The following is a 23952-nucleotide window of genomic DNA, read 5'->3' on the forward strand; positions in this document are numbered from 1 at the left end:
GCGGGCTGTCCGAGTTGACTGCCTTGTTATGCGCGTACACCGAACTGCTCCCGAATTTTGCAGACATATAACGCTAAAGCGATGGCAACAAACATTAATAATACATCGACATACAAAAGCAGTATCGGAGTGGTCACACCAACTAGTAGATAAACGATGAGACCTCCTAGCATATTACTTAAAACACCGATGATCAGAGCATGTAGGACTGGTCTTTCTAATTTAACTTTGAATAGGAAATAATAAATACAAAAACTTGCCAGAAAACCAGACACATAGACGAATAGGTGATAGACAGGTGATTCAATAATCTTCTCGTCATGGCTGATCCATAATCCGAACGGAATACCGACCAAAGTTCCTATGATGAACGAAAGAATTGTGTATATAGCGATTATCTTAAAATTCACAAGTCTATCCTAAAGCGCATAACAGTTTATTAATGAGCCAGTGGCTCACTATCCATTTGGCCACTATTTCTGGGAGGGAGCCTCCGAGCTCCGCAGAAAAGCCTTTATTTACAGCAGGTTATAAACTATTGCCTAAATAACAACCAGAGATAGTGAGCCATTGGCTCAAGTCGTCTGGTTCAACTTCCCGCTCTTGAACACATTTTACCCATAATTAAATCAATAAGTTAGGGGAGACTTTCTGTAGATGTAAGCCATGGCTCTATAATTCGGGCTTTCGCACCGGCGATACGCCCACTCCACTACTGAAAACCACAGCCAGTATCACCCACTCGGTATCGCCATCGCCGCAATAGAGCTATGCACAGCCAGGCGGTTGGCCACTTCGACAATGCAGTCAGATACCAGGCCCGCTACATGGTCAGCGACGTTTACCGGCTGGCCTGCATCAGTCTGCAGAGTCTTGGTGGTGACATAAACACTGGACATCAGATCGCCGGCGCCATCAGTCTGTACATTGTTCTGGTCATCAATGACGGCAATGGAGCATTTAAGCACTGCGGCAGCCTGAGCTTCGTTATTGGTGGGCTCGATGGCCTGAGTTACCGTTGCGCGCACAATAGTGCCCGCACTGTGGCCGTCGTCGATGGTGTAGGCGAACTGCCAGGCCTCCAGGCCTGGCACTGTTATCGGGGAAAAGCTGGGCATTCTCTATTCCTTAATCAATCAGATTTATGTTGTCCGTTGTGGGTGATAATTCGGTGCTGCGGATCAACGCCGGCGGCGTAGCTCTTACCACCTACAGATATTTTGTACACGGTACGCAGGCCGGCACATTCGACCCTCTCGACACGCTCCCAGGTGAGCGGTTCTTCTTCATGCAGTACACCCAGCTCAACGCCCTGGCAGTGCTGCGCCTCGTATACTTGGCCTGCACGGTCGGTGACGGGGGTTTCACGGCTGCAAATTACGTGGGCACCACTTGTTGTGGTGAGCAATACACAGGGTATTTCTGGCTCTGCATCTACCCCGCCAATAATGGAACTTAAGTGGACATCGTTGTCGCCGGTATCCCAGCAATCGATCAGGTCTCCGCTTTCGCAGTTGTCCGCAAGTAAACCTTCGCGCAGCCAAGTGCCTGCAGCAATGCACCAGGGTCTCTAGGGACCGTAGTGCCGCCGCCATTACTCGGGGTTGTAATAGTGCCTATACCTCGGCGCCAGGTGCTGGCAGCCAGCTGGTAAATGTTGGTAGTTGCGTAATAGGTAACCGCACCGCCCTGAGTGCCTGGATCATCACAGTACACATAATATTTAGTGCTGAAGGACAAACCAGTGATGCTGCCACTGTTGTAATTAACAATGCCGAAACCAAACTGCACCGAGTGCGCGGCAATCGTGATTTTTGCGGTACTGCCATCATCTGAGCCGGACAGTGCGGAACTGGTTGGCAGACTAGCGATACCAGATTGAATCATCGGCAGGTTTCGCTGGTCCTGCACTTCCACCACATCGATTTTTATATAATCGATTAAGGCATCCCCCGTTTTACCCGGATAATTACAATAAAAAATCGGAGTGATAAAACGGACGTTCGCATGCATTTTGGCCGGGTTGCCAATATGGTTTCCTCCTCTTATGGAGCTGTAACTACCATTACCACTAGAGTTTCCTTTGACATAGGCCACCAGCGTCTGCCAATTCTGCCCCACTATATTTAGGCCAGCGGCAAGGACGTAGTGCTGGCTACTATAAGTTTCAGCGCCGCTAGCATTACAAACTTTGCCAGTACCATCGTAACCAGCCAAGCCCGCATACATGGTGCGATCCGCATCACCTGCGGCATACACATAAACCCGAGTCTCTATCCGGTAAAGCTTACTGGGATCAAAGGGTATTTTCTCTGCGTGGTACATCGAAACATGATTAGTCAGGCGAGCCGCACCACCACCAACTTTTAGGTAACCGCTGGTATAGAAATTCTGGTATCCGCCGGAAAAGTTGGTCCAATACTGGAAATAATTGCTATCAGAAAAATCCTCTAAAAAGGTATTACTCATGGAGCGGATCTGCGCGCGCTCCTGTGCGGTAGCGCCAACTGTGGCGCCGTCCTCAGGTTTATTGGTCCCGTAAATTTCTTCCCAGTCTGCGCGAGCTCCGGCAATTTGATCGATCTTAATCAAGACCTTTTGCCGTGTGCTGTATACCGCCTGCCATTTGGCTTTCCAGGTGGTGCGATCAATGCTGGTGACTGTTGAGGTATTGCCCAGACCGGCGCCGCTGAGATAACTGGAAAGTGCTGTTATTGCGCCGCTGTAATTGGTTTTCTCAGTGGTGATCCCGTAGCTATTGGCCTGCCCTTCGATATCGCCCTGCTCTGCCAGGATCTGGTTGTATTCACGCACCGCGGTTAATTTCTCGGTGGGGTGCAGTTTGCCATCTGCGGCAATATTGCTGAGGTCCAGCAGTGCGGCGGTGGCATCCGTCTGCGCTTCTGCAGCTGCATTGGCAGCGGCCTCGGCTTTGTCATCCGCTGCAGACACTCCCAACAATGCTTCGGGGTCACCACTACCGCCGAGGGTAACCACAATGCCTCCATAACTTCCGCCATCTGCAGCGTTAGACCAGATAGAGATTTCATTGGCGCCGGTCTGCAGAGTGACTGGGAAGGAATACCACTGACTAGCATCATTCGGCCCACTCATGATTCCGACCTGCACACCATTCAAACCAACACGCGGACCACCCTCGGCATCGTATGCCAACACATGGATAAAGCCTTGGCCAGCAGTGGCATTAAAAGAATACTTGGTGCCGCCGGCATAGTTGGTGTTCGTGGGCCAAAGTAACCCGGTGGGGCGGCCATCCCACTGAAACTGCAGCGAGGCCCCGACCATGCCCGCCTCTCGCGCTTGTTGGGCGATAGCGTTAAGAAGAACCTGGCGTACGCTGTACACCGCTTCCCAGTTGGCATTCCAAATTGTGCGGCTGATAGAAGTGTTGGCTGTAGTGTCGTTCCAGGCTGGAGACAATCCGCCCAAATAACTGGCAAGTGCTGCCAGGTTACCGGAGTAGTTTCCTTTTTCTATTACGAGTCCGGCACCATCAGCCTGTGCTTCAATACCCGCTTGTTCTGCCTGAAGCTGGGCATATTCACGGATGACAATGAGCTTTTCGTTTTGATGCAGAACACCATCGGCGGCGATGTTATCCAGGTCTGTCAGTGCGGCATCAGCATCCGCCTGAGCGGCTTCGGCCTTGTCGATTGCCTCCTGTACTTCTGGATCCAGCGCCGGGTCTTCGTAATCGGTATAGGGTATGCGTGACTTGGGCACAAACATCAGGCGCGCGGCATTGGTGCCCAAACAGGTGTTCCCGTGCCCGGCATTACCGGGGCTATCCGGGCTTTCCCCATAACATGCAACAATCTTGTTATTACTGAGCACCGGCATAGGGTTCTGAGTACCGTCTATCAACAGCACAATACTGCCAGGCGCACCACCGCCGCCACTGCCTCCAGGCACCTGAATTACATTGCCATCGCCAGTAGTACCAGGGCTGCCATCTTCACCGGAGTTTTCTATTTTGCCGCCGACGCCAATGGCGATACCCCGCGCGATTACAACAATACCAGCACCACCCTTTCCACCTAAGCCACCGCGCCCGCTGGGTTCATAACTGCCATCAAAGGCATAGAAAGACGAATGGCCACCGCGAGCTCCACCAGAACCGGCTAGATCATCGGGAATCCCTTGTAGATCTCCGCCGTTATTCTCGATATTAAGGGGCGGCATTACTTCATTGCGGCCTTTGACAGTTTTCCCCCAAGCCCCTCGGGCTGTTCCTCGGTTGACAATCTCTTGAGCATTTTTTAACTGGCCAGCACCGCCATAGCAGGAGCCCAGAAAACCAGCTGAGGAATTGCTGGGTACACCGCGCAGACTGCCGTCTATCTGCAGAACTCCACGCACACGCAGTTCAATATTGCCACTCACAGAAAGGGTACGGCCTGCAGGTATCGTAAGATCACCGGGGTAATAATAAATTGCGCGGCTATCGCCATTGCCAGCCAAAGTACCGTCAGCAGTTAAAAAGCCGCTGGCATCGATACTCAAGCCACTGGCCGTCATTGCCGCACCTTCAGCGCTGTACCAGGCATCCGGTAATTCCGCGCTGGTGCTATCGGCCTGGTCTGCAATCATGCCGGCGGGCTGGTAACTGCCGAATAGATCTACGGATACCGCCCCGCTTACCTGATCGATACTGATACGCTGTACTTCCATAGCGCGATCCAGGCTGTACTCATTGAGGCCCAGCGCTGGCAGTAGGCGAATATAGTCCACGTCATAGCTATAGTCTGCGCTGTGGTCGTGACCAATATCAAAGCGCAACAGTTCGATTTGTTTGCCGGTCCAGTCGCTAACCTGGGACAGATTAAGCACCAGCTCTTGCCACTCTCCTTTGGCCCCGTTTAGGCGCTCAATCAGGTCCAACATCTCCGCAGTACCAGCAGAAAAATAGCTGCTGCTTTCGGTATGTTTAAAAAACAGCTTGCTGCCGGTGCCCGCAACTATGGGTTCGTCGCTGGTACGGCGCACACGCAATTTAATAAAAGGCAGATCCGCCCCTAAAAACGTCGGCGCAAAGCTGCGACTGATCCAGGGATTTTCCCCTTTTACTGTTACCGAAAAGACGCCATTGCTCACGCTGGAACTGGTGATGCCATCGCGGGGGATCCAGCCTTCGCTGTCACTACCAAAATTAAAATCATAGGGCCTGTCTCCGCGAATAGAGTGATCGCGCAATTGCGGCAGGCTCACCCGTACAATATCGCCCACTTCCAGGTCGTTGTTACTGGGCAGTAATCCCAAACGAAGAGTTAATGGGGGCCCGGCGAATCGATCGCGCAGGGCATCGAAGGTATTTTTTATTGTGGTATAGGTATGGCGAGAGTTATGCAGCCCCCTGAATTTGAGAGTGTGCTGTTTTGCTTCACCATGGATAGCCACCGAGTCCGCATCGACTAAATTATTCGAGCGCAAAAACTTGCCATCAAAGCCGGGCTGTTCAAACCAGCTCCATTGCACGGAGAAGATATTGCGCACCCCGGCCAGGTTGTATTTCAATTCACCCAGGCTTTTCACATCATCGGGGCCTATGGTGGCTACTGTGCCGGATTCAGCCAGTACCCCAGCCATGCGACGAAAGCCCAGCTGGCCAGCTGCATTAACCGGCATAAAAGCACCGAGCAATAAATTGATCTCGGTCTCGATAAACTTCTTGCCATCGGTTTTCTCCAGGCCATCAAAGCGCAGGATCTTGCCTTTGCTGTTGTCACTGGGCTTGTACCAGTCGGCGCCGATGTTTTGGAATTCATCCAGCACCACGAAATCGGGATCTATACCCAGATGCCAGTTGCTGGGCAGTACGTTATTGGTGCCGAGAACCTTTCCGGTCAACAGTGCATAGGCCAGCTGCGGGCCTGGGCCTTCTAAGTAGATAAATTCCTCAACTTCTACGCCGCTTTCGTCGTCGCTGTCTTCGGGTAACTCATGGTCGCGAGCAAAGGTGCCGAACAAACCCCTGGCGCAGTTGGTAAAGCTGCTACCGGTTTTGCCACTTGCGCGCACAATTTCAAAGCCATCCTGATATTTAATTTTCAGGTAATACACGTTCTGGCCAGAGGCATCGCCATAGGCAATCGTGTGCGGATTCGCTTCAAAGCTGCTGGTATCGAATACCTGCAGGGTGGTATCCGCTTTGGCAAAATTAGCAGCCAAGCGCGTGGTATTGGGTACAAAAATGTCTCGGCGCATCTCGCGCTGGATATCCCGGCAGCGTACCCGGTAGACGCCCTCTGCATAGGAAATGGATTCCTCGGCAATCTGGGTTTGCTCTAAACGAAAATCCGCCCAGTCGAGACCGGCAAAGCCCTGATATAAGCGCACCATGCGGCCTTTGATACCGTTGCCCTGCTCTAGCTCGTCGCGTAGCACATAGGACAGCTGCCCACCGATATCTACCACCTCAAAGGAAATAGCCCCAATTTCCGCACGGCCCTGTTCGGGGATTACTTTTTGACTGGTGGCGCTGCACTTTTTTAGGGTGCCCAGAATCGCGTTTAACGGCAGGCCTGGAATGTCATTGTGGCTGGTAATATAGAGTGGCAGGTCGTAGCCGATTTCGATGACCAAACGCAGCTCACGCTGAGCTCCCCGGTTGTACAGGTCAAAAGTTTCTGAATTATTGCGCATGATTAAGCTATGACTGCAGTAATAATAAAAGATAAAAAACACTTGGAGGGCTGTGTAAAAGAGCTAGTTCAGCGCTTAACAGCAGGGAACACAGCAACAATCAAGGTGGAAGATACCACCTGGGCAATTTTAAATACTCGGTAGAAAGGCTTATATCGATAATAACAAGGATTCCAATGCGGAAAGGAAGTCCTTGGGGAAATCACAAGGTGAGCTACCGAAAAGCTAAAGGATAGATGCGCTGAGGATAAGCGGAATATAACCTGCACTTCAGAGTTGAATGCAGGCTTTTATCTAACAGAGACTACTATTATTTACTTAATAGAGGAGAATCTTCCGCACCAACCGGAACGATTCTTAGATTATTTCAGTATAATTGAGTTTACATCTTCACCATCATGCCAGCGGTCGCATTTCCCGGATCCTATAACTTGGACCATTTTTCCTGAGGCATAGGCGGTCAAAACCATTGAGAATTGCGATTTTCCAGCAGTAGAATTTTCATCTTTAATCATCCAATAACTCCCTGAAGCGCAATCAGGTTTATCTACAGCAGTTCCCGACATTCTAAAATAATGCAACCCATCACTTGCCCTATTAAGGATACTTGTGATTTGACCTTCTTGTGTACCAGCTTGAGCACTAAGTGAAATTAACATTAAGCAAAATGAAAAAAATTTTTTCATCACTCTCTCCATATATGGAATATTGATTAGGATAGTAAAAGAGATTGGAGCATAAAGATTAATATTCCGCAAAAGCATCACTTCGCAAGTCCACTCTCCCAGTTATTGATCATGCCGGCAATGTAATTGATAGTCATAAACAACTCAACCACATTTCGCCCAATAATTGCCATATGATGACACCCTCGATCTCTTTAATCGTCAGGAATTTCATGCCTTCATCAGCACCCTGTTGCTGACCTATACACTGCATAGGCAGCCCCCTAAAAACATTGTTCGGAGATCTACTACCTTGCCTAAGGTCGCCTGATGCAGGCTCATTCTAGAACAGCTCACGCTGAGCCCCCCGGTTGTACCGGTCAAAAGTTTCTGAATTATTGCGCATGATTAAGCTATGACTTGGACGATAGTGAAAGAGAAAATAAAGCGGCCATCTTTCTGGCGCTGCTCTTTGAAGGATTTATATTTGAGTTGCACTTGTTGCGGAAAATCAGCAGTGGCCGCACTGCCATAGGCATCGAAGGTAAAAAACTCACCGAAGGCACAGCTTCTTTTAAACTCCCTCCAACGGGCTAACTCTGTGTAGGTAAGTTTTAGCGGTACCGTCTGGCAAAGGTATTCTTCCTCAAGGCGATACACCGTGTATTCCGTTTTGCCACTCAGCGCTTTGTGCTCTTTACCTTCGGGGCGGTCACTGCAATCGTAGCGTTTTAGCTTATCTTCAATCTGATAATTACTGCCATCACCGACAATAGAACGTGTTGGAGTGTATTGAATTAGCATGGCCCTACCCCATCAGTTCCTGACCCTGACGGCTATTCTTATCGAATAGCACCAGATCCCCTTCACTCATTTGTGTTTTAAGATCCTCTATAAATCGATCAGCGCTTTCCCCGACAGGTCCATGAAATTCAAAAATATACTGGCTTGCCGGCTGTTGAGTTTCCCCTTCCACAAAACCATCATTACCAGAACTGGCAAAACTCTCTGATGGTGTGGTGGCTACCGCGCCCCCGGTACTCATGCTAGGCGCGCTGGCATCACCAGATACTCCGCCGGGTGCTTTCAGCGATGACAACATGCCAGCAATTTGCGCCCCTTGGGTGATAGCCCCAGCGATCATTGGAATGTTTTGCGGATAACCGATCTCTGATGCCTTGGCAATATTCTTTACCAGCGAAACCCCAGTAGAGAAAACAGCCACAGCCATATCTGCCTTTGCCGCTTTTTGGTTGTAAGCAGCGGCTGCAGACAGTATCTGTCCGGCACCGGCAGTAAACATTTTCAGCTTGCTTTTGTTAGAAGCCTGTTCGAGCTTTTCGCGCTGCTTTCGGTGTTTGTTTTCTAAAAGGGTTAGCCTGCGTTCATATTCATCATGAGCGAATATTTTGCTGGCATAACCCTGATCCAGCAGGGCCATTTCCTCATCTTGCTGGACCTGTAATTGTTCCATCTCGGTAAGCCAGGAAAGCTGCAATGTCTCCAGGCGAGCGGTCAAGCGCTGGCGCTCTGCTTCGGTGAGACCATCGGCGCCGGCTTGGTTACCATCGCCCTCACCACTCTCAGAGCGCGCCTGCTCTTCAGCCAGGGCCATTTGATAGCGCTCTTTCTCACGCTCAGAGTATTCAGCCCGCAGAGCCTCGATAGAATCGAAGCCGCGCCTTGTCAGCTCCTCCTCAGCAATCTGAAGGGCGGCTATTTGCTGCAGTCTCTGCTCATGATCGAGTTTTATTTTTCCCTGCTGATCTGCCAGAAATTGATCCAGCTGTATTAACTGAGCTCCACCGGCCTCCTCTGCCATGGCACGTTGTTGCGCAATACGGTCGCGCTCAGATTGCTCCCTCGCCGCTGCAGCAGCTTCTTCAGCTATGCGCTCTTCCTCTTGTCGCTTCTTCTGCGCGGCTATGTGTGCATTCTGTAACTCATCAAGCTGTTTGCGTATTTGCTCCGATTTGTGGCGGTGAATTTCAACCTGAACCTGGACGCCTTCAGCTTCTGCCTTGGCCAACAGGTGTTGATGCGAAACATACCGGCTGGGAAGCTCAGCAAATTGTGTACGCTGCTTTTCTTCATCAGTTGGTGCGATACCTCGGCGCAGGGTATCCACTACCCCAGTGAGTTTCTGAATCCCTGCCGTAGCGATAATGGTTGAGCCAGTGGTTTTACTGAGCCCCTCCAAAAACTCCTGCCAGGACTGCGCCAAGGAATCAGTAGCACCGGTGAGACCGCCCGCTTCGGCAGAACCGGCACCGCCCACCTGCTGCTCCAGTTTAAGCAGAATCATGCGCTGGGCTTCCGCTACACGGCCCGACTGCTCCAGGGTTTTAATCTGCTCCTTTTCTTGCTCGGTAAAACTCACCCCCGCGCGCTTAAGAGCAGTCAAGCCAGTCGATGGCTCCTCTAATGCCTTACCCAGCTGCAGCGCTGCACTCTTGGCATCGCCACCCATAACGGCTGATAAATCCTGGCTCAGTCGAATAGCATCATCAAAGACTGGCCCTTGCACACCCTTAAAGGTGAGCAATACGCCTTGGGCTTCCCTGATACCAGTAACGCTCGCCAAGGTAGCGCGGGCCACTGAGCGCACCTGGTCATCCAGCTGTTGTGCAGTGCGACCACTGGCACTGCCAGTAGCTTTTAGCAGACCTTCTATCTTGAGCTGCTGCCGCTCCATCTCCTCTCCGGCGCGAATGCTCTGATAAAACACCGCAGTAACACCGGCCACCCCTGCACCAAACAATGCCCAGCTAGCCGCGCCATTAGTCAACAGACCATTCAGGGCACCGACTCGACCAGATACACCACCCAAAGGGCCATCAATCGCGGCGACGCCCTGAGCAGCACCACGCATTGAGCGGCCAAACATAGTGCCCGCGGAACTGGTAGATTTCATTTCGCGGGTGAGCTGTTTATTGCGTGCGGTTGCTTGGGCCATCTCCCGCTTATATTGAGTGGAGCGCAGCTCCAGATTCGCCACCATGGTGGCCATGGAAGTTAGTTTTTCCATTGCTCAGCTCATGGAGTTCCAGATTGCGATTTGTTGCTGCACGGTTTTTGGCTTGTGCGGCAGAGGAAGGAAGTTAGAGACTTTGCCCCCCAGTGTGCCGGCGGCAATGTGGGCGAGTTGCCACTGCTGGACTTCGGTATTTAGGGGACGCTCAGAGTGATATTCATACCAGTGGTCGAACTCGGTAGAACTCATGGAGCGCAACATATTGAAATAGTCGGGACGATTAAAATCCCGCGCGAGCTGCCGGGCGAAATAGAAACCCGGCACTAGCCTTTTTTTTCGTTGTCCTCGCTTTCTGGTTCGCCGCTCTCTCCCTCAGTGGATGCTTCTACATAGAGACCGGATAACTTGGCCGCAGGTACATAAAGCACATCAATCAACTTAGGAGTTACACTGCGAATTAAGCCCTGATGGATCTGCTCCAGTGATTCCTGACAGTCTGGTTTCATCCAGATGGCATAGGCAACCAGCAACAACTTCTTGCTCACCTCCCCCAACCGGAAAGCCCAAAGCTGGCCAAAATTTTCCAGTTCAGTTTCTGGTAACTCTTCACCCTGCGGCAGCGGAATATCTTCGGTGGTCTTTTGCAGATATTCACAGCGGTGGTAGGCGCTCAGCTCAAATAACTCTACTTCCTGCTGGCCAAATACAACGGTTTCGGATTCTAAAATAGGCGTGAGAACTGAATTCATTGTTAGCTGCCTGCGGTTACAGTGGGTTTACCGGAAATCTTAAATTTCACGGTGCGAGTGATCTTGTCATCCTTAGGCACTGCCTTACCCCAGCCGGTAATATGGCCGGTAAACTCTACTGTCGTGCCTTCAGGATATTCAATCTGGTAATACTTATTAGTATCGGAGTCGTAATCTGCCCGCAGTGCCTGCTGGCCGCTGTCGCTCTCATTCCAAATCAAGGTAATGGAAACCTCACCGGCATCACGTAAGCCTGACGGATCGTAATCCATATAGCCGCTGGTACCATCAATCGGCGTCATCTCAACAGAACCGCGCGACTCCTCGCCCGGGTCGATATCTAACATACCCGCTACTGGCGTATAAGAGCTGCCATCATCGCTGCGGGAAAATTTTGTTTTATAACCTTGTGCCATCGTTGTGCCCTCTGTGGGTTGCTCAATTAAAGGTCTATGGATTCAGTGGAATACTGGGCCGTATAGGTCAATCGAACCTCGCCCAGTGGGTGATCCTGATCCAGCGCAAACTGGGTTTGGCTGAGTAGGAATAAGTCACAGCTGCCACCCAGAGAGGCATCCTGCAGGGCACTCTCAATATCTGCAGCCGCTTGATCCAGTGCGGCATATATATCGCCATCGCTCTTTACTACCGCAGCAATAGTCAGATCCAGCTGCCGACTGGTACCGCCATGCATTTCGGGGTCAGTATTTTCGGTTGCAAAACCCACCACAATCGCTGGCAGTTTTTTGGAATCGATTTCTTCTGTGGTGCCAGGGGGTGGGAATGAATAGCCGCTTATGTTCTCTATTTCTTTCTGTACTGCATCGCGTATGGCTATGCGTCGAGTCATAGTCTAATCCTGATAAATTATGGGCATAAAAAAACCCGCGATTGCGGGTTAGGGTGTTTACAGTGCAGCAATGCTTACCGAACTAATCATCATTTCTTGGGTGATTACCTAAATCTCGATGAGCCATGCAAATCAAAAAAAAGGAAGCAGTTTTATTCATAGTCACTTATTAAATGCCGACGAGCCACCGTGCCCCGACCTCAAAAGCCCCGAAAGCTACTATCCAATATGAAGATATAAACGAGACCATTACTACCGCCAATGCCACCTTAATTTGGCTATATTTCCAGTGCTCTCGGACGCCGAAGAAGATTAATATACCTAAGGTAACAAGCATCATTGGCTCGTAGAAATACCTAATCGGAGCGTTGAATGGATAAAGAAATAACCCATAGATTAACCGACCCAGGCCTGGCGGAAATATTGCCACCAAACTTAGCAGCATACAAAGCATGTGCTTTTTTGGGGATTTTCGATACACAAAGCCGGAAACCAAGAAAAATACGAATAGGGGTATTAGGAATAGATCAACCCAATACACATATTGAAAAATAATCCCTTTCTGAACAGCTAATTCTATAGTACCTAAATATAGCCTTGACGAAGTGACAATAAAAATGACTGCTACACCAAGGGAGGACCATCCCAAATACTTGTGAATCAGGAAACTTCCTCTATTTATCAAATATGACTGAGTACAGAGCAGCAAAACCCAAAGAAATGCAACCAACCCATGAATATGGTGCAAAGACGATAACGTCTCGTAAACCATAAAATAACTTGGAGCAAACCCAAGAACAATCACAGCAGATAGGCTACAAACCCAAGCAAAGAGAACTCTAGAATTCAAGTATTAACCCTCATGATACTTAACGCCTTGCTAAGGGGCAACCGAAACGCAGTGTAGATTGCCCCACGGAGGCCGCGCTCTTTGCGACCGTGTACTTCAGCAACTTGTTAAGCCCCTACTCCCAGAGTTCCAAGTACTTGCTATGAAGCTCTTTCCGCTCTTGATCTGACATGTTTGAAATTGTCAAACCTTTAGCGCACCTATTTTCGATCACATACTCCTGCCAGCTTGGAGGGAAACCTGAAAGCCTAACCTCTGGCCCAATTTGCTTAAAGTGAACCAGCTTGAGAGTAAAGTAACTAAACTCTTGTTCTCCACGCATAACTTGGAATGATTGCCAAAAATGCATATGCCCAAAGAGGACAGATATCATTAAAACGAGCGAGAAAAAAGGAACAAATCGCTGGGCTTTTGCAACTATACCAAGTACCAACTCCAAAAGTGACCAGATTGCAAGCAACAGGAAAACTACCGTATACATCCAAAAAGGATTCAATGGATCCGGGCGGTAATCCCATACCTCCTCAAAACTCCAGCATTCGAATGGAGTTACCGTGATAAAAATATGAAATCGGAAAAAAATCAGAACTGCCGTAACCGACAGTACTAGCACCGTTAATCTCCAATAATTTGATTCCACGTATCTCATTTCTACTATGGCTTAACGCCGCGCTCACTGGCGGACAATACTATGCACTTTGGACGCATAGCAACCAAAGTAAAGGTGCATAGCGTTGGCCGTCCGGTGCAGCGCTTGGTTATGAGTTTAGGGCATCAGTTCTACAAATCGAACATCGGCACCGAACCACTCACTAATGCTGGAGCAACTGGATGATGGAGCATTGTCTAGAGTGATTTTTAGATTCTTCCCCGTTGCACGAGCAGTAGTTGCTAAAGTGGCAATTAATTTACAGCTTTCAGCACCAGTTCGGTAGTATTGTGCTACCGGATCGCACACTTTCATCATTCCAGTATCTCCAATTTTAAGATAAAGCGCATCCGGTTCATGATATGCAATACGCTCCACAGCCCCTACACAGGTAGCAACTTCAGAAACAGCATTAATTGAAAAAAAAATAAAAAACAAAACTACTGGATATTTCATAAGATTCCTATTTTATTCATAACAATTAATTCAAAAGAAGCTTCTTTATACCACCCTGCTATATAATTCTTGGCCCCACCTTTTTGAAAAACGAAATAAAGCCTATTAAATCAATAGGTTAGCTTAAATTGGCACAAGTTTACAAAAATAGATATAAAGCAGCGTCTTTATATCTCTGTATTTTCGCTGCTTTATATCACTTTGGGAACCCTAAATATCAATGAGTTACTCATTTTCACTCAGAAATAGAAGAAGCTGCTGCTGATCTTTGTCACCAAATGCACAAGTGTGCATTTTTAAACCGTCCACCTGCACCCTTCGCACGATGCCATCATCTTCCAGAAGCTTACGCACCTTGTGTTCCACACTGTTAAAGCTGATTAAGGCATCCGAGCTGTGAGGCCCAACCTCACTAATCAACAGGCTGAACTCATCACGTGGCGTTCGCACCCGGTCATCAGCAAAGTCATCAATACTCTTATCGGGTATCACGCGGCACTCTATAGGCTTACCTCCGCCACCATCGTTATAGATAGCTGGCTTACCCCATTTACGAAACGCACGCTCTGCGGCTCTCTGCTCCAGATCCATAAATCACCTATGACTTCACTGTGCCAGGTGCTCCGGTGAACTTCACCGCTAGGCTAGTAGTGCCATTTCCGGCTGGCTCTGCGACAGCGGGTAATCGAGTAGAGTTCACCGTAAATAGAATTTGTCGCACTTATCAAGCTCCCCCTCGAGATTAAGAATACGTTCCTGCTTTATCGTAAGCTCATAGGCAAAAGCACTAGTATTTATGTAAGCTGATATAGAAATGAGAAAGAATATGAAGAGTACCCGCACTTTAAATATCCTTGATGCCTAACACCGTGAAATGCGGCGGTCTAAGCGTGGCATGCGCCGTCCGGTAGCGCGCTGTAGAGATGGAACGAGCATCATCAACTTGTTAATTTTTGTGCAGAGACAAAAATTGTTTCAGAATCATACCTACCAATTCTGGTGACTCCTGATGAGAAGCGTGCTCCGTAAATGGAATATTGGCAAAACTAGCATCAGGTATTTTTGCCTTCAGCGCCACAGCCTCATCTAATGAGAAAAGGAAATCATTGTCACCTCGAATAATTAAGGTCGGACACTTTATTCTTTCGACCAGGCCCCATGGATAACCGGCCTCTGTAGTATCAAGCCACACTTTTTTTACTGATTCTACAAGACTCTTGAAATCCGGGTTGGGATTGGAAGCATTATAGGACTCCACATCTACAGGAAAGCTTTCACTCCAAAACTCAGCAGTCAGGCCACCCAGGGCCTCGATAGATGGGTCATTAGCCTCCAATCGCCATTGCGAACCAAGTGTGACTAAGCAAACAACATTTTCTGATTGTTGCGCCGCCAACCGGTAGCCCACAATTCCGCCATCACTAAAACCAAATATTGAATACCGTTTAACACCTAAATGAGAAAGCACTTCTTGGATGTCTCTTTCATATTGAGCATAACTCAACGAGGGCCCTGCTAATGGTGACCTTCCATGACCACGAAGATCGATACTAATCAAATGGAAGTCTGGAGCAATATATTCATGCAAAGGAGCTAGGTCTTTCCCCGAACCTAAACCTCCATGCAGCATTAGTAGCGGCTCACCATTTGGATTACCAGATAGTTCGTAAAAAATTGGTGAGCCACAGGTTTCTATGTAACCACTTTTATCAATCATCAAAACTTTCCAACTAAATATCTATCTTTGACTTACTAAGCCTTCTTAGCAACTGATGGCCTATGAACTGCAAAATACTTTTGCCTGCCTCTCGACCGATTATTAAATAAAAATTTCTCAATAATCTGAGAGGCTTCAATTTCCCTTTCAATTATTCCACCAATACACTCCACTCTTCATTCTTGGGTTTATAACATTCCCACGCGAACATAAAATCAAATCTGTCACCGTGCCTAAGCAATCTTGGAGGAATTCCTTTAAGGTGCCTATAAATTTCTACTGCTACCGTTTTGGCCCATTCTTGTTCTTTCACTTTCTCTCCTGTGACTTAACAGTGAGTTCAAGAGAAACTCCTTTATATCACCCTGTTTTATATCACTTTAGGGCCCCTATAAATATCAATAGATCACTGATTTTCACCGATAAGAAGAAGCGCCTTTTGATCTTTGTTATTAAAAGCACGACTGTATATTTTTTACTCGACGCCAGTCTCCCTTAATATCCCCAAAACCAAAGATCCATGGGTTTCAACTATCCACCTGTACCCGGCATATAACTCCATCATCCGACAACCGCTTGCGCACCGTATAGGCCACGCCATTAAGCGTTATCACCGCCTCTGAGTTGTAAGCCCCTACCTCACTCACCAGCAGACTCAACTCGATACGTGGCACCCGCACGCGATCCTCATCTTCGAACTCGTCGATCTCCTGATCTTTTATCACACGGCAATCAATAGGCTCTACGCCGCTACCATCATCAAAGGTAGCGGCTTTTCCCCATTTACGAAACGCGCGCTCCGCGGCTCTTTGGTCCAGATCCATGGATCACCTAGGCCTTCACAGTGCCCGGAACACCGGTAAACTTGACCGCTAAGCTAGTAATGCTATTACCGGCTGCCTCTGCGGCAAAAGCGGTGGGGCCAGTGATATCGCCGGTTGCGGCTGTTGCGGCGCTGTTATTAAAGGCTGCTACGGATACATCCCAGGTGAGGGTTTCCCCCTGACTGATCTCTGCGGCGGATACCTTGGGCACGGTGAATACGCCTTCAATAGCGATCACACCAGATGCGCCCACGGCGATATCATCCATCGCCACACCCAGTACTGCGCCTACTGCTAGCACCTGGCCAGAGGTAATAGCGGCGCTGGTGTTGTTGGTGTAATCCAGCATGCGCCCGTCTTGTACAAAATTAGTAGCCATTCTCTTTCTCTCGATTGGGTTAGAACTGTTGCAATAAAAAAGGCCGCGCTATGCGGCCCTTTTCGGATTTTTTAAGATTGAGCTGAGGATCAGGTTTTGGGGGTTTTCACCATGCCTTTAGCGTCCCAGGCTTTGGCGGCGGCATCGAGGCGCACTTTGAATTCCACCCCGTCGATATTCCAGCTGTTTTGCTGTTCCAGCACTGGGGCTTGCTGGCCATCCAGGTAAAGCACTTCGATAGTGTCGTGCGCTACCGGGTCGGCATTGAGGTACCAACCGTTATGACCGCTAAGGCGACCATCAGAGAGGACGCTAGCAATATTGCGCACGCTGTTGGGTACAGTGTTGGATTTCTCGGATGCACCCACTTCAAATTCCGATTCCAGCGCTACCTTTGCGGCACCCTCGTCGGCAATATCACACAGTAGGAATTTAGGGCGGATATTCAGGAAGGCGGTGCCATCCTTTTGCTTGCCCATCAATACTCGTGCGGCGTCGATGCTGGCGGTGTTGATACTTGACTTAGTGGCGAGGTTGCCGTGGTCGGCGTGGAACAGGGCTTTCCCATCAGCCATTTGTGGGTTGTTGAGCAGGATGCTAAACACCAAGTCTCCGACAGTGCGCACGGCGGCGAGACCCATCTTTTGTGGTATACGGGTGAAGGCTCCCAGGTCGTCATTAATAATCGCCTGGCGGGTAATCGAGAACATTTCGCCGTAAGTAGCCAGTGCGGCGGTTTCGGCGCGTTCCCCAAGACTCACGTATTTAAATTCAGCACCCGGTGCCACTTGGCGCAGTGAGGGGAAGGTGCCGAGGTCGGTGCGGGTAGCGATCTTGAAGTCACTAAGGTTGCCGGTGGCGGTAAACTGCGGAAATACTTCTGCTGCTTCCGAATAACCTTTCAGCATGGATTTATTCGCAATATTGCCGAGGACCGTGGCGAAGTCCCCGGAGCTGTGGGTAAAGGCGGCGGCGACGATACCCATCTTATCCAAGCCCGCCAAATTCTGGCCGTGGGCCTGCATCAGAATGCGGGCAATCTCCATCATGGTGTAGCCGGTAAGCTCGTTGCCTTCGGTGCGCTTTTCACCGAGGGCGCGCATGGCAATGGCATTCTCGGCATCAGCCTTCATGCGCTTGATGCCTTCGCCTTCCTGCACCACCAGGCTGTAGCTTTGCACGGGGGTTGGGGTTTGACTGCCGAGCGCGGTGAGCAGCTGGTCTTTGGCTTTCTCAGCGTTGCAGTCCATATCATCCAGACAGGTTTGCATCACTGTGCTGTGAGCGTCGAAGCCTTTGAATACGGCTTTGATATCGTCTTTGCGTTGCTTTTCATCAGCTGCAAATTGCGCTCTGGCATCGGCGGCAATCTGGGCTTTCATTTCCGGGGTGACCTCGGTCGCAGCGGTTGCAGCTGGCTTTGTAGAGGTGGATATGGTCATGGCTTGCTCTTCCTGGGTTTGGATTTGAGTTTGGGTTTGAGTGCCTGCAACCGCAGACGGGAATCTAAATTCAGTGGACCCCTGCATAACCAATGTACTAATGGCTTGAGGGGTATTTTTGAATTGGTGTAAGTGGTCGCCGTTAAAGCTGGCAGCCATCTCGATCTCGGCGGTGGTATCGGTGGCGAAGCCTGCCTCTACTGCTTCAGCGCCGGTATACCAAGTCTCGTCATCCATCACTTGGCTGATTTCCTCATCCGACATTCCGGTGCGCGAGGAGTACAGACTTTTCATGGTAGTTTTGACTTTGGCCAACAGGCTCTTGGTTTTTTCCAGGGCACGCTCGTCCCCGCGAACACCGGCACTGGGGTTATGCACCATGTAATAGGCGTTCTCGGCGATATGGACCGTATCCCCGGCAAGAGCGATCACACTGCCCATACTCAAGGCGACACCTTCAATCCAGGTTTCCACTTCGGCTTTGTGGTCTTTGAGCAGGTTGTAAATAGCGGTACCGTCGAACACATCACCACCGGGGCAGTTAATATGCAGATTGATCTTGCTGACATCGCCTAGCGCTTTAAGATCGCGGGCAAAGTCTTTTGCAGTTACACTCCAATAACCGATGTAATCGTACAGATAGATATCGGCTTCAGTGTTATTTGCGGCAGCGGTAATGCTGTACCAAGATTTTTTGGGCATAGCAGTTTCCTACTCGGATTCAGTATTTTCTGCGGGGACCGCAGTACGTTTGGTTGGGGTGGTGATCTTGTTTTCTCGCAGCTTTCTTTGCCAGGCAGCGGTCTGCTTAATCACATCGTCAGGCTTCTTGCCGCGCCGACGAATGGTCTGCTGTGGGCTGGCCAGAACATTTTCCAGTAGGGTTTCATCGGCGCTGGCTTCATGGGCTGGATTAATCCAGGGCATCACCGGGGTAATAAAATCGACATGCATCAGGGTTGCCGGATCCACATCAGCGGGCACTTGAAAAACGTCTGCCAGTAAAGCCATTTGCACCCAGCGCCGGGTAACCGGTTCTACAATCTCTTCACAGAATTCCAGGCTGAGGGTTTCGTAGTTTGCCCACTGCTCTACCAGTTCCTGACGCTGCGAACTATAAGTACCGTTGTAGTTTTTGCTAATGCTGCTAAAACTGGCCATGGTGCCGGCAGCAGCCATGCGGTGCATGGTTTCTAAAAATGGCGTTAGTAGACAGCTGGGGCGATTACTTTGAATGGTGCCGACAGATTCCCCAGGCCGCAGATCGTCATAGATAGCACCAGCGCGAATAGCCAAGGTGCGATTGCCTTCATCATCACTGTCCTCGGGTTTGTAATCTTCAGGACCACCTTTTTGAATGAACCCAACCATGGCCGAGGCAATCTTTGCGGCAACGCGCTCGTTTTCTTCATAGTCTTTAATATCGTTGAGGCGATTCATGACCGCGGCAAAAATGGAAACCCCACGGGTTTGATGCAGCCTGCGCACAAATTTCAGGTGTTCGATATTTTCGGCACTATGGAACCTGCGCTTCATACGCCAGTTCAATGCGGCACCGGGGTGCTCGTCGTACAACCAAAAGCCCGCGGGCTCGCCCCAGGCAGACTTTTGTATGCCCTGAACAATACGCTTACTGGGGTCGCTGTGACCGACCGGTAAGAAATCCGGCTCCAGGCACTCGATGGTGTAAGGCACATTGGTGCGGTGCTTTAAGCCAGGTACTATGCCCTGCAGATGCCTAAGTAGGGTTTCCCCGTCCCTCAGCCAGGTATTACATAAAAGCCGTTGAGATTTGCCCCAGCTGAACTGACGGGTACATTCCGGGCGCCGCGCCCATTCTTTATGGGCATCATTCATTTGGCTGGCTAGACCGTCATGGATATCGCCATCCCAGGTTTTGGGCTGGAATTCCACATCGATACCGCGTGGGCCGACGATGTTGTTTACCAGGGTGGTGAGAATGCCACAGGCAAAATCATGGTTTTGTTCAAGGTGCCTGGCTTGACCTCTTAGGGCTTCCAGATCCCCCTCAACCACCAGATCCCCGCTGCGGTTATCACCAGGGTTTTTTCTTGTGCGGCTGGGGCGTGTGGCCTCGTAGGCAGCAACGACTTCTAAAGCCCGGCGAGCTTGCACACGACGCAAGGCAGCCTCGGGCGCAAAAAACCCGATAACAGAATCCAGTTTGTTCATTAGTAGAAATTCGCGTAGGCAGGCCCGCAGCGTTTACCTGCAGCCTTGAGTTTTTCTTGATATGCGCGGCGCTCCCACTCCTGACGGCCTGCGCGGATTTCCTGCAGGTTCTCTGCAGTAAATTGCCGACCATTGATCACCGTGGTTTTACCGGCGAGCACGTCTATCTCGGCCTCAATATAGAGGTCGATCATCTCTTGCGGGGTTTTAGACATTTAACTATCCAGTAAAGAGCCAACGGGCTGCGCTGGCCGGGGTGGTTTTCTAGCAGATTGCTTGGATGCTGGGGGTTGGTCAGGTTCGCTAAACAAGGTGCGCTGGCCTAGACGTGCCTCAAGAATTGACCATTTTTTCTCAGTCTTTTTTTGCACTTCCATGGCATAGGCCGCGTGTAGGGCATAGACCTCGGTATCTAGCCCTTCATTACTCTTTCCTGGTCTTTTCTGCCAAACTTCCCTTCCTGAATATTTTTTGCTTGGGGCTTTTACTTCAGCGGTGACCTGCTCCCAGTAATCCTGACGCACATGCTTGCAGCTATGCATATAGGCGCTGGTGCCTAACAATCGCCTGGCAATAAGATCCTTGGCCTTGTGGGTGCCCACCATGTACAACTTCACTTGATGGCGATCTGCTTTAGTAGTGCGCGTTGGGTTACTAACCTCTGCTTTCCTTGGATGTGAAAATATTTCTTTGCTGCCAAAGTCTCTACTATCGCCCTTAATTGCCATCACTAGGACGCGGCGATATTTTTTTTCTCTAGTTCTTACCCATTCATACACCGCGCCGCTGGTAGTACCATCAGAGGAATCGATACTGACTGCAGATGCGTAAATCTCACCAAAGCGCTCATGCTTGAAGCCCTGGAAAACTAACTTGTCCAAGGCATCCCAGCAGCTATCGCGCTTATCTACCGTGTCGCCATCGATTTCGCCCCAGTACATTTGCCAGCTTTCTTCATTGCGACCAAATGCGCGGATGGTGATGGCAAGCCGGTCATGCTGAACATCAATACCGACAGTAACCAGCAACCCACCAGCCGGACAAAATAGCTCTGGATAGTCTTCCGCAGTTTCATGTAGTTTTTCATGATCCAGCAACCGGTTGGCCGCATATTTATAGGGCCTGCCTAACTTGTTGTTTTGGAATACGATGCGCGCAGATTCATCGCCGCTTTTGGCTTCGTGTTCGGCTTCCAAGAAATCCCTGACGACCTCCGCCAAGCCAGTACCAGGGATACACACATAAAGCTCTGATAGCTCCATAAAGGTTTCTATCGGTTCGATTTCATCTTCTGCAAAGTCCTCGCCGCATTGGGTTTTGACCCAGCCGGCAAAGTCATCGCCGTTTTCCCGCGCGGTTTTACAGGTCTGCAGAATATTGGCCTGGCGGCGGTAGTCATCCCAGGCACTACCACATTTAGGACAGGTATAAACGGCGGTTTCTGGCTGATTCAGGTCGAATACCGGGTGCGGTGTGCCGCCCTCATTCTCCAACCAACTAACGTTTTCCCAGTCCAGCACATGGGACTCACCGCAGTCGTGACAGGTAACCGGTAGCACTCGCATGGTGCCGAGCTTGGTGTAGTGCTCCACTTGGGAAAGATCAGCAACCGCCGGCGTGCCGCCAATAATCAATTTCTTATTGCGCATCCGTTTTAGACGTTCACGCAGATGGCGAATGGAGTCGCCCTGATCACCCACGTCTTTGTTGGTATCGTCCGGCTCCTCCACATAGCCACGCTTGGCAGTGGTGGATTTAACATTAGAGACGGAATTAGAACCGACAGTCCGCACTTCCCCGCCAGGGAATACTTTTCTGGTAGATCTGTTGCCCAGCTTGCGACTGGTGGAGACATCAATCACACGCGCTACATTTGGCGAGCCCTCAACAATCTTCACGAACTTTTCGTCCATGAAGTTCTGGCCTTTTGAATCCTTTGGAAAGAGCATCAATACCCGCGCGGGATCGGTCACCGCCACCTTACAGATATCTGCCGCTAGCAATACCGTCCAGCCAATCTGTGCCGCTTTTTGCATTACGACCATCCAAGAAGCCTGGCTATCAAGCGCGTGCATTACACCCCAGAAATAGGGCACAAAATCTACCCGGTAGTACCCCGCATTATCGCTATCTTCGGATGGCAACTTGATATTTTCTGGCAGCCACTCAATCAGAGGAATCTTAGGCTGCGGTATCCAGGTCTGGCGTACCTCCTTCACCAGCCTCTGTAAATTCAATCTCGTAACCGCCAATAGTTCTGAGGGCAGCGTCAATGTTTGGCTGTAGGGGTTCTCTGTTGACGGTAATGGCATACTGACTTTCGATAGCAATAATGATGCTCTCTACCGCTCCTATAAATTCATTCTTTCCAACGGTGGACCACTCCACCATCGCCTTGCGTACAGACTCAATATCCAGAATTAATTGATCCTGCTTGTACAGCTCGCGCATTTTTAATTGGGCATTCGCCTCAGATTCAACCGCCTGCGCCATATCGCGACGGTTTCGGGCCTCATTCGCCTGGCGGCCTGCGGCCTCGGTTCGCAGTCGCTCGCAGTATTCATGAAGCCAAACCTTGTAACTGGCACCTACGGTAAAAACCTCTGCCTTGTAGTGTTTGGCAATAGCAGGTTGAGTAGCACCAACCAGGCGAGCAAAACCAGACTGAGTGGCCTGATCATCAAGTGATAGGTTGTCAGCCAAGGTATAACCCCCTAGGAAATTTCAGATAGCTGTTAAAAAAACACGGTTCGAATTACCCGTGTGCTGGCCCCGTCAGGAGGACCCGTTCAAGGTCTTTTTGCAGTCGCAATCGCATGATCCATGGCCTTATTAAGTTCAATCGGCAGGTGGCGCCGCGCTATGCCCTCGGCAATACGGAGAAAGGGAAAGCGCTTTTTATAGTCTGGCTTCCCCTTGAGGAATATCAGAATGGGCTTAACCGTTGGCCGGCGCTTACCCCCTGCCCTATTCCAAACGCCTAAGACACCATTAACTTTGCCAACGAAATACTTACCCTTCTTATCCTGCCCACTACCAGATCCTGCCCGAAGCTCAGCCAGAATTTTTTTATAGGTTGCTGCTGAGATATTCCCGTGCTTGTTTAATCTCGCTGCTTTACCATGCACCACGTACATGCCAGAAGGTAGGACACCCATGTGCTGAAGGGCACGCTCAAATCTCTTATCGTTGCGCTTCACATCGATAACCGACGGTGCCAAGTACTTACTCGGTGCCGTACCGTTGGTTGCTTGATCACGGATAAAGATCTTCGCGATACCTGAGCACTTAGTGGCTTTCTTCACCAGTACAGAGTTCAGCGTTAACTTTGCCGGATTTTTAAATACACGCCCCATCGCTGAGCGCTCTTCTCCACGTATACGAAAGGCCACGTTATTTAGGGCAACCGAGCTGGCATAAGGTAGTTGCTTTTTCAGTTCAGCAGCTGCACGCTCAAACTTTGAAGTATCCAGCTTTACACTAACGTCCATCTGAAAAGTATTCCTACGTTATTTAATTCTCAAAATTAATATTTCAAAAA

The 23952-nt window shown here is 49.8% G+C and carries 24 protein-coding genes; 1 reads left to right on the forward strand and 23 read right to left on the reverse strand.

Features of this window, described 5'->3' with window-relative positions:
• Nucleotides 1-26: 26 nt before the first annotated feature.
• The 11 genes from ACJJI7_RS19915 to gpU form a co-directional block, all read right to left on the reverse strand.
• On the reverse strand, nt 27-410 hold the full coding sequence (locus tag ACJJI7_RS19915) for a hypothetical protein (protein WP_282953226.1): 384 nt from the start codon (nt 408-410) through the stop codon (nt 27-29).
• Between the two features lie 324 nt (nt 411-734).
• Nucleotides 735-1118, reverse strand: coding sequence for a hypothetical protein (locus ACJJI7_RS19920; RefSeq protein ID WP_282953225.1), 384 nt, complete (start codon nt 1116-1118; stop codon nt 735-737).
• Between the two features lie 14 nt (nt 1119-1132).
• On the reverse strand, nt 1133-1408 hold the full coding sequence (locus ACJJI7_RS19925) for a hypothetical protein (protein WP_282953224.1): 276 nt from the start codon (nt 1406-1408) through the stop codon (nt 1133-1135).
• 86 nt (nt 1409-1494) lie between these two features.
• Nucleotides 1495-6663 (reverse strand): hypothetical protein, encoded by a 5169-nt coding sequence (locus ACJJI7_RS19930; RefSeq protein WP_444901410.1) that lies wholly within the window; start codon nt 6661-6663, stop codon nt 1495-1497.
• Between the two features lie 362 nt (nt 6664-7025).
• Nucleotides 7026-7349 (reverse strand): hypothetical protein, encoded by a 324-nt coding sequence (locus tag ACJJI7_RS19935; RefSeq protein ID WP_444901409.1) that lies wholly within the window; start codon nt 7347-7349, stop codon nt 7026-7028.
• A 387-nt stretch (nt 7350-7736) separates the two neighbouring features.
• On the reverse strand, nt 7737-8132 hold the full coding sequence (locus ACJJI7_RS19940) for a hypothetical protein (RefSeq protein WP_444901408.1): 396 nt from the start codon (nt 8130-8132) through the stop codon (nt 7737-7739).
• 4 nt (nt 8133-8136) lie between these two features.
• Complete coding sequence (locus tag ACJJI7_RS19945; protein WP_444901407.1) at nt 8137-10356, reverse strand: hypothetical protein; 2220 nt, start codon at nt 10354-10356, stop codon at nt 8137-8139.
• 3 nt (nt 10357-10359) lie between these two features.
• Entirely contained in the window at nt 10360-10626 is a 267-nt protein-coding gene (locus ACJJI7_RS19950) for a hypothetical protein (protein WP_444901406.1), read from the reverse strand.
• Entirely contained in the window at nt 10626-11051 is a 426-nt protein-coding gene (locus ACJJI7_RS19955; protein WP_444901405.1) for a phage minor tail protein domain-containing protein, read from the reverse strand. Before ACJJI7_RS19955 ends, ACJJI7_RS19950 begins: the two co-directional genes overlap by 1 nt.
• 2 nt (nt 11052-11053) lie before the next feature.
• Entirely contained in the window at nt 11054-11467 is a 414-nt protein-coding gene (locus ACJJI7_RS19960) for a phage tail tube protein (RefSeq protein ID WP_282953214.1), read from the reverse strand.
• 26 nt (nt 11468-11493) lie between these two features.
• The gene (gene gpU / locus ACJJI7_RS19965; protein WP_444901404.1) at nt 11494-11901 is read right to left on the reverse strand and encodes a phage tail terminator protein; all 408 of its coding nucleotides are present in this window, start codon (nt 11899-11901) and stop codon (nt 11494-11496) included.
• 372 nt (nt 11902-12273) lie between these two features.
• On the opposite strand from gpU, the gene ACJJI7_RS19970 reads away from it, so the two are divergent.
• Nucleotides 12274-12456 (forward strand): hypothetical protein, encoded by a 183-nt coding sequence (locus ACJJI7_RS19970; protein ID WP_282953212.1) that lies wholly within the window; start codon nt 12274-12276, stop codon nt 12454-12456.
• A 410-nt stretch (nt 12457-12866) separates the two neighbouring features.
• On the opposite strand, the gene ACJJI7_RS19975 is transcribed toward ACJJI7_RS19970, so the two are convergent.
• From ACJJI7_RS19975 to ACJJI7_RS20030, 12 genes are all read right to left on the reverse strand, one after another.
• The gene (locus tag ACJJI7_RS19975) at nt 12867-13364 is read right to left on the reverse strand and encodes a hypothetical protein (protein ID WP_282953211.1); all 498 of its coding nucleotides are present in this window, start codon (nt 13362-13364) and stop codon (nt 12867-12869) included.
• Nucleotides 13365-13517: 153 nt separating this feature from the next.
• Nucleotides 13518-13856 carry a hypothetical protein gene (locus tag ACJJI7_RS19980; protein ID WP_444901403.1) on the reverse strand — a complete coding sequence of 113 codons (339 nt, stop codon included), beginning with the start codon at nt 13854-13856 and terminating at the stop codon, nt 13518-13520.
• Between the two features lie 225 nt (nt 13857-14081).
• Nucleotides 14082-14447 (reverse strand): hypothetical protein, encoded by a 366-nt coding sequence (locus ACJJI7_RS19985; RefSeq protein ID WP_444901402.1) that lies wholly within the window; start codon nt 14445-14447, stop codon nt 14082-14084.
• A 355-nt stretch (nt 14448-14802) separates the two neighbouring features.
• The gene (locus tag ACJJI7_RS19990) at nt 14803-15573 is read right to left on the reverse strand and encodes an alpha/beta fold hydrolase (protein WP_444901401.1); all 771 of its coding nucleotides are present in this window, start codon (nt 15571-15573) and stop codon (nt 14803-14805) included.
• Nucleotides 15574-16100: 527 nt separating this feature from the next.
• Nucleotides 16101-16397: a head-tail joining protein gene (locus tag ACJJI7_RS19995; RefSeq protein WP_444901400.1), complete on the reverse strand. Its 297-nt coding sequence runs from the start codon at nt 16395-16397 to the stop codon at nt 16101-16103.
• A 7-nt stretch (nt 16398-16404) separates the two neighbouring features.
• Nucleotides 16405-16776, reverse strand: coding sequence for a capsid cement protein (locus ACJJI7_RS20000; protein ID WP_444901399.1), 372 nt, complete (start codon nt 16774-16776; stop codon nt 16405-16407).
• An 89-nt stretch (nt 16777-16865) separates the two neighbouring features.
• Nucleotides 16866-18920: a ClpP-like prohead protease/major capsid protein fusion protein gene (locus ACJJI7_RS20005; protein WP_444901398.1), complete on the reverse strand. Its 2055-nt coding sequence runs from the start codon at nt 18918-18920 to the stop codon at nt 16866-16868.
• 9 nt (nt 18921-18929) lie between these two features.
• A complete protein-coding gene (locus tag ACJJI7_RS20010; protein WP_444901397.1) occupies nt 18930-20411 on the reverse strand; it encodes a phage portal protein in 1482 nt (493 codons plus the stop codon).
• On the reverse strand, nt 20411-20626 hold the full coding sequence (locus ACJJI7_RS20015; RefSeq protein ID WP_444901332.1) for a DUF6148 family protein: 216 nt from the start codon (nt 20624-20626) through the stop codon (nt 20411-20413). Before ACJJI7_RS20015 ends, ACJJI7_RS20010 begins: the two co-directional genes overlap by 1 nt.
• Nucleotides 20627-22630 (reverse strand): terminase gpA endonuclease subunit, encoded by a 2004-nt coding sequence (locus ACJJI7_RS20020; protein WP_444901331.1) that lies wholly within the window; start codon nt 22628-22630, stop codon nt 20627-20629.
• Nucleotides 22593-23114 (reverse strand): hypothetical protein, encoded by a 522-nt coding sequence (locus tag ACJJI7_RS20025; protein WP_444901396.1) that lies wholly within the window; start codon nt 23112-23114, stop codon nt 22593-22595. Before ACJJI7_RS20025 ends, ACJJI7_RS20020 begins: the two co-directional genes overlap by 38 nt.
• A gap of 86 nt (nt 23115-23200) precedes the next feature.
• The gene (locus ACJJI7_RS20030) at nt 23201-23902 is read right to left on the reverse strand and encodes a hypothetical protein (protein ID WP_444901395.1); all 702 of its coding nucleotides are present in this window, start codon (nt 23900-23902) and stop codon (nt 23201-23203) included.
• Nucleotides 23903-23952 lie beyond the last annotated feature (50 nt).

The organism is Microbulbifer variabilis, from assembly GCF_056232115.1.